This is a genomic window from Pseudoalteromonas sp. 1CM17D, assembly GCF_023161805.1.
In the GTDB taxonomy this organism is placed as follows: Bacteria; Pseudomonadota; Gammaproteobacteria; order Enterobacterales; family Alteromonadaceae; genus Pseudoalteromonas; species Pseudoalteromonas atlantica.
Window position 1 is genome coordinate 83,951 of sequence record NZ_JALNTP010000013.1, and the last position, 6,960, is coordinate 90,910.

The window sequence follows — 6,960 nt, forward strand, 5'->3', positions numbered from 1 at the left end:
ATGTGTTTTTGCAAAGCCATTCACAGTAAACATAAATCGCTATTCGACATTTGAAAAGATAGACTGTTGCACAACCCCTACCTCAGTTTTATTCTAATCAGTTACTCACAAATGAGTATTAAATTTACTTTATAAACTCCCACAACATTGTTAATTACAACTATATTTTTAAGTACATACCTACGTCAAAGCTTCGTCTATTAGTTATTATACTCAGTAATAAGCAACATACTTTCTAATACTTCGGATAGCTCAATGACTTTAAGCTCAGGAAACAGCTTTAATAATTTACTGTTATCACCCGTTATTTTTTTCACTTCATCGGCGCGTACAAATGCAGGATTAACGGTAACATTAATTTTGTAACCCGCTTGTGCTTCTAATTGTTCAACTATTTGCTTTAACGAATAGCTATTACCACTACACACATTAAATATTTCATTCTTAACATTAGACTCTAATAGTTTAGCGTAAGCATTAACTACAAAATCAACAGAAGAAAAGTCTCGGTACACGTCTAAGTTACCTAGTTCGATTTCGCTTTTATGCTGCTGAAAATGAGAAACTATTTTGGGCACTAAAAAGTGCTCAGCTTGTCCTACACCAGTGTAATTAAACGGGCGAGTGATGATTATTGGCAATTTTTTATAATAATTAGCCACCATTTTTTCCATGGCCATTTTGCTGCACGCATAATGATTTACAGGCTCAGGCGGTAATGTCTCTGAAATTAAATCAACATCGCTATTACCGTAAATATTAGCGCTACTGGCAATAATTATTTTTTTTACTTTGGCGTTAGATTTAAGAATACTTTGTAGTAAATTTTCGGTCCCTATTACATTCACACGATAAAACTCTGCGGCGTCTCCGTGCCCAACAAATGAAATAGCCGCTAAATGAATAATATAGTCAGGATCTACTTTATTAATTATATCAACCATACTGGTTACATCTGTGATATTCGTAGGGAATGTATCTTCCATAGAAGACGAGGTATACGTAGTGCCATATACTTTCATTCCTTGCTTTTCAAGATGCTTTTTTAAGTGGCGGCCTGTAAAGCCACCAATTCCAGTAATTAGAACTCGTTTGTTAAAATGAGAATCCAATTTCATTTCTCCGTAAGTCAGCCTTTACCATCATAGCGCAAAGCTCTTCTAGTGTTGTTTTAGGCGTCCAGCCTAGCTCTTTTTGAGCTTTTTCTGGGTTACCGATCAGCAATTCTACTTCTGCTGGGCGGTAAAATTTAGGGTTAACTTTAACTACAACCGCACCTGTTTCAACATTTTTTGCTACTTCGTCTTCAGCACTACCAGACCATTCAAGCTTTATACCTACTGCTTTAAACGACATAGTTACAAAGTCACGTACTGTTTCTGTACGGTTTGTACCTAGTACATATGTGTCTGGTTTTTCTGCTTGCAGCATACGCCACATACCTTCAACGTAGTCTTTGGCATAGCCCCAATCGCGTTTAGCATCAATGTTGCCCAGTTCTAGTACGTCTAATTTACCAAGCTTAATTTTAGCAACAGAATCTGTAATTTTACGTGTTACAAACTCTTGACCACGCAAAGGTGATTCGTGGTTAAATAAAATACCGCTTGTAGCAAATATATCGTAAGACTCACGGTAGTTAATTACCATCCAGTGAGCATACAGCTTAGCAACACCGTACGGACTTCTTGGATAAAATGGCGTTGTTTCTACTTGTGGAATAGCTTGTACTTTACCAAACATTTCAGAAGTAGACGCTTGGTAAAATCTAATTTTAGGATTTACTATACGAATTGCTTCTAAAAGATTTACAGGACCAAGTCCAGTAATTTCAGCTGTTGTAATTGGTTGCTCAAACGATACACCAACGAAGCTTTGCGCTGCAAGATTGTAAACCTCTGTAGCGTTTGTGCTTTGTAGTAATCTGATAGACGATGATAAATCGGTTAAATCATATTCTACTAATTCTAAATTTTCGTGTTTCTCAATACCTAATTCAGCTATGCGCCAAAAATTAACAGAGCTGGTACGTCTGTAAGTGCCATAAACTTTATACCCTTTTTCAAGAAGTAACTCTGCTAAGTAGGCGCCATCTTGACCGGTAATCCCTGTAACTATTGCTGTTTTCATGTTGTTTTCTCTTTAGAATAAATGGTATACGTAATTGATATATAATAGCTTTATATATCAATTATATATTTCATACGGCATTAACCCGCTTTACTTAAACTTGGAATTACCCTGTTAAGTAACATTAAAATGAATAAATATAGATCTATTTATCAATTTTTTGCACCAAGTTAAATAGCGCATTGGCTACATCGGTGCTCAGAGCTCGTAACTCTAAAGTAAGTTAAATTAACAAGCTTACGCATTAATTTATTAATGGTAAAATTCTATTCTCAATAAATTAAGTAGCAATATATTGCTATGCTTTAACTTATATTAATCTTTATCAAAACCATATAAATCTTCTAAGCGGACGATATCATCTTTAGCTATATACGACCCAGTTTGTACCTCTATCATTACTAGTGGAATACTGCCTGGGTTTTCTATTGAATGCACTGCACCAATAGGGATATACGTTGATTGGTTTTCGGTTATTAGCGATTCTTTATCGTCGCAGCGCACTTTTGCGGTGCCCGATACAACAATCCAATGCTCTGCACGGTGGTAATGCATTTGTAATGATAAACGCGCATGGGGCTTAATAGTCACTTGTTTTGACTTATAACGCTCACCGCGTTGTAGTAAGTTTATATGCCCCCACGGGCGGTAAACAGTTCTGTGTTGTACCGACTCAAGGCGCTCTTCGCGGTTTAGTTGCTCAACTACTTTTTTAACGTCTTGCACGCGCGATATATCAGCAATTAGTACGGCATCACTAGTTTCTACAACCACTAAATCACTCACACCGATTGTGGCAACAAGTTTATCGCGGGCGTCAATTAAGCAGTTTTTGGTATCTATGCTTTTAACATCACCACGTTTTACGTTTTGGTTTTCGTCTTTTTCTTTTACTTCCCAAATTGATGACCACGAGCCTACATCGCTCCAACCGGCATTAAGTGGCACCATTGCAGCGTGCTGAGTACGCTCCATAATGGCGTAATCGATTGAGTCGTCTGGGCATGTTAAAAATGTTTCAGCATCCACACGTATAAATTCTGAGTCAATTACTGCATTTTGTATTGCGGCTTTACATGCCGTAAGTATTTCTGGCTGGTGTTTTTCAAGCTCTTGAATGTAGGTACTTGCTTTAAATAAAAACATACCGCTGTTCCAAAAGTATTCACCCGACTCTACATAAGTGGTGGCGGTTTTTAAGTTTGGCTTTTCTACAAACTCTTCAACAAGTAAGCAGTCGCTGCCTTTAATTTTTTTACCGCTGCGTATATAACCGTAACCGGTTTCTGGCTTATCTGGTACTATACCAAAGGTCACTAACCGGCCGGTTTCTGCGCATACTTGAGCTTGCTTTATTGCTTCATGAAACGCGTTAATATCGGTAATAACATGATCAGCTGCTAACACAAGCAGTAACGGATCAGAACCTTTTTCAATGGCTTTTATAGCCGCTAAAGCAACCGCAGGTGCTGTATTTCGGCCTTGTGGTTCTAATAAAATATCACCGCCAAGTGCATCTATTTCATTAAGCTGCTCTGCAACAATAAAACGATGCCCTTTATTACAAATAATAGACGGAGCAAGTGTTTCTAGCCCTTTTAAGCGTAAAATGGTTTCTTGTAACATCGTGCTTTCACCAATTAACGATAAAAACTGTTTAGGATGCTGTTTACGTGATAATGGCCATAACCGTGAACCATTTCCGCCTGACATAATTACGGGTAAAATCATTGCTTTATCCTTTAATTTATAAACTTTTTATTCAATTCAGTTTGTTACTTAAACAGGTGTACTGGCTCTTGCAACTTTGCCTTTACCTAATAAGTGGTACACTTTACTTTGCGCTGATATAAAACAACTTTGCCCTGGATTTAACGTTATGCTGGTGCTCTGTTCAGTGGTTACGCTTACAGCCCCTTCAATAACAAATAAAATTTCTGCCGAGGTGGTCGTACACGCCACTTGTGATGTATTACTTTCTAAAGTAATAATACTTAGCTTAAAATCGTCAACGTCAGTATGATACGTTTGTTCGCACTCACTTATTTTTACAGCATTTAACGTTAGATCATTTTGCTTTTTAGGCTCAAACACGGTGGTATGTAAAAGCTCTTTAATATCAATATGCTTATGCGTTAAGCCACCGCGTAATACGTTGTCTGAGTTAGCCATTATTTCAAGGGAGGTGCCTTTTAAATAAGCATGCAATGTACCTGCATTTAAAAACATAGCCTCACCTGGCTGCAAAATAATATGATTAATTAAAAATGGGCTTAGCACCCCAATATCACCTGGGTACTCACTGTTAATATCTAACGCTAACTGCCATAGCTCTTTCAGCGACTCGGGGGCTGTATTTGCATTTAATCGCTGTTTAATATTATTTATTGCCTCATTAACCAACTCACTCGGTGTGGGGTGAGTCATTAGCTCATAATAAAAACTCTTAAGCCCACTTGAATCTAACGACTGGGTTAGTTTTTCAACAATAGGGGTGAGTTTAGGTCCTTTTATTAAGTTAAACAGCTGTATTATTTGGTCGTATTCACGAAAACCATTTAAAGCATGAAATTCGGTTATCGCATAAACAAGCTCTGGCTTATGGTTTTTGTCTTTGTAGTTTCGGTGCGGTGCCGACAAGGGGATTTTCTTTATGTTTTCTTTTTCCCATCCAGCTATTGCCTGTGCTTTATTTGGATGACTTTGAATAGACAACGGCGAATCGGCCGATAACACCTTAAATAAAAAAGACAGTTCGTTAGTAAACTTTTTAGCACACTTTGGACCTAGCACGGCCACCGGTTCGTTTGCAATTAACTCGCTTAACGGCATATGCTGTTTGTTATTTAAATTGACAAACGACACCGCCTTAGGGTGTGCTCCCATCCAGAGTTCTGCTAATGGTCGGTTGTCAGGGTTTTGATACCCATACAATTCGACCATGGTTTTAGGGCAACCCCAATCGTTATTAATTATGGGGTTTTCTAAATGATAAACTGTCATGCAGATAGCTCTTTATTAATAAAAACGACTTGGTACATTTTATAAAAGTACTTCCCACCACGTTTCGTTATCTAAATACCAATCTAGTGTTTTAGCAAAACCGGTTTCAAAACTCTCTGCCGGTACATAACCTAGCTCGTTATTGGTTTTTGTTGCATCAATAGCGTAACGACGGTCGTGCCCAGCGCGGTCCTCTACGTAGGTAATGAGCTGCTCGACGTTATTTGCTATAGCCGATTTAGCGTTCGGAAAACGCTTTGCAAGCGCTGGGTTTGTAGCAAACTTTTCACCCATTACTTTACACACTAGTTTAACTATATCTATATTTGCCCATTCGTTATTGCCACCAATGTTATAGTTTTCGCCAATACGCCCCTTTTGTAGTACCAGCTCTATACCACGGGCGTGGTCTTCTACGTATAACCAGTCACGAATTTGCTTGCCATCACCATATACCGGCAGCGGTTTATCATTTAGAATATTGGTTACGATTAAAGGAATTAACTTTTCGGGAAAATGGTACGGCCCATAGTTGTTAGAGCAGTTTGATGTTGTTACCTCAAGGCCATAAGTATGGTGGTACGCGCGCACTAAATGGTCACTCGCCGCTTTAGATGCTGAATATGGTGAATTTGGTGCGTAGGCTGTTTCCTCAGTAAAGGCTGGATCGGTAGCGCTTAACGTGCCGTAGACTTCGTCAGTGCTTACATGATGAAAGCGATGTACCGAAGGCTCATAACCAGCCTCTTTCGGCTCGTCTATCCACTTTTTTTTAGCTGCCTTTAATAAGCTATATGTACCAAGTATGTTTGTTTCTATGAATGCGTCCGGCCCAGTTATAGAGCGATCTACATGCGACTCGGCAGCAAAATGTACAATGGTGTTTAGCTGATACATATCAATTAGACTTTCTACTAATGCTGTATCGCAAATATCACCGTGTACAAAGGTCATATTTGGGTTGTTCTCTACTAGATCAAGGTTAGCTTTATTACCTGCATAGGTAAGCGCATCAAGCACTATTACTTTGTCTTTTGGGTGGTTAGCAAGCCAGTAATGAACAAAATTTGCACCGATAAACCCTGCTCCACCTGTTACTAGTAGATTTTTTACTGTCATTTTTTTTCCGCTTTATAAATTTCACTTTAAGTGTTTGACATTTAAAGTATTGTTATGCACCGATAGGGGCAAAGCCCTCAGTCCAATTCATTATTTGCCTACACTAGATAATTTTTCTTGCGCCTGCAATTGCTACTGTTTTTTCATTGTATTCTTGGTGATGATAATCTCTCATCGCTTTATGAGCTTTAGCCCAAACCATTTTACCACCGAGGACATAGAAGCCCTGCGCGCTGAACCGAGAAGTTACTAACGCCAGCAAGCTGTGCGTCTACAAGTAATAATTACTTCTCCTTCTCTTCTTTATGTCCTCTGTGGTAATAAAATCACTTTCATCGTTTATTTAAAAACAAATCTACCACCGAGAGCACAGAGGCGCTTCGCGCTGCACAGAGGAAAAGCTCTTCTCCTTTTCTTCTCCGTGTCCTCTGTGGTAGTAATAACCACTTAACCCTTGAATGGGCCTAGCCCAAAAAATTTTACCACAGAGCACACAGAGGCGCTGCGCGATGCACTGAGAAAGATCTTCTCCTTCTCTTCTCCGTGTTCTCTGTGGTAGTAATAATCACTTAACCACTTGAATGGGCTTAACCCAAAACAAATCTACCACCGAGGACACAGAGGCGCTGCGCGCTACACCGAGAAGATATTAATAACGCCAGCAAGCTGTGCGTCTACAAGTAATAATTACTTCTCCTTCTCTTCTTT

5 protein-coding genes are annotated in these 6,960 nt (G+C 38.9%); all 5 read right to left on the reverse strand.

Annotated features, from left to right (window positions below; all coding sequences use genetic code 11):
- Nucleotides 1-200: 200 nt before the first annotated feature.
- The 5 genes from MSC25_RS18280 to rfbB all read right to left on the reverse strand — a co-directional run bounded on the left by MSC25_RS18280 (nucleotide 201) and on the right by rfbB (nucleotide 6,252).
- On the reverse strand, nucleotides 201-1,112 hold the full coding sequence (locus MSC25_RS18280) for a GDP-mannose 4,6-dehydratase (protein ID WP_248444201.1): 912 nt from the start codon (nucleotides 1,110-1,112) through the stop codon (nucleotides 201-203).
- Nucleotides 1,096-2,130, reverse strand: a complete 1,035-nt coding sequence (gmd, locus tag MSC25_RS18285) for a GDP-mannose 4,6-dehydratase (RefSeq protein WP_248444203.1) — start codon at nucleotides 2,128-2,130, stop codon at nucleotides 1,096-1,098. The genes MSC25_RS18280 and gmd overlap by 17 nt, the downstream gene beginning before the upstream one ends.
- A gap of 315 nt (nucleotides 2,131-2,445) precedes the next feature.
- On the reverse strand, nucleotides 2,446-3,861 hold the full coding sequence (locus MSC25_RS18290) for a mannose-1-phosphate guanylyltransferase/mannose-6-phosphate isomerase (RefSeq protein WP_248444204.1): 1,416 nt from the start codon (nucleotides 3,859-3,861) through the stop codon (nucleotides 2,446-2,448).
- Nucleotides 3,862-3,909: 48 nt separating this feature from the next.
- Entirely contained in the window at nucleotides 3,910-5,133 is a 1,224-nt protein-coding gene (gene manA / locus MSC25_RS18295; RefSeq protein ID WP_248444205.1) for a mannose-6-phosphate isomerase, class I, read from the reverse strand.
- A 39-nt stretch (nucleotides 5,134-5,172) separates the two neighbouring features.
- Nucleotides 5,173-6,252, reverse strand: a complete 1,080-nt coding sequence (gene rfbB / locus MSC25_RS18300) for a dTDP-glucose 4,6-dehydratase (RefSeq protein WP_138579908.1) — start codon at nucleotides 6,250-6,252, stop codon at nucleotides 5,173-5,175.
- Nucleotides 6,253-6,960 lie beyond the last annotated feature (708 nt).

What these genes read in the sequence shown, in the direction of transcription:
- gmd (WP_248444203.1), bottom strand. Translation starts at nt 2,130, where the DNA reads ATGAAAACAGCAATAGTTACAGGGATTACCGGTCAAGATGGCGCCTAC.
- MSC25_RS18290 (WP_248444204.1), bottom strand. Translation starts at nt 3,861, where the DNA reads ATGATTTTACCCGTAATTATGTCAGGCGGAAATGGTTCACGGTTATGG.
- manA (WP_248444205.1), bottom strand. Translation starts at nt 5,133, where the DNA reads ATGACAGTTTATCATTTAGAAAACCCCATAATTAATAACGATTGGGGT.
- rfbB (WP_138579908.1), bottom strand. Translation starts at nt 6,252, where the DNA reads ATGACAGTAAAAAATCTACTAGTAACAGGTGGAGCAGGGTTTATCGGT.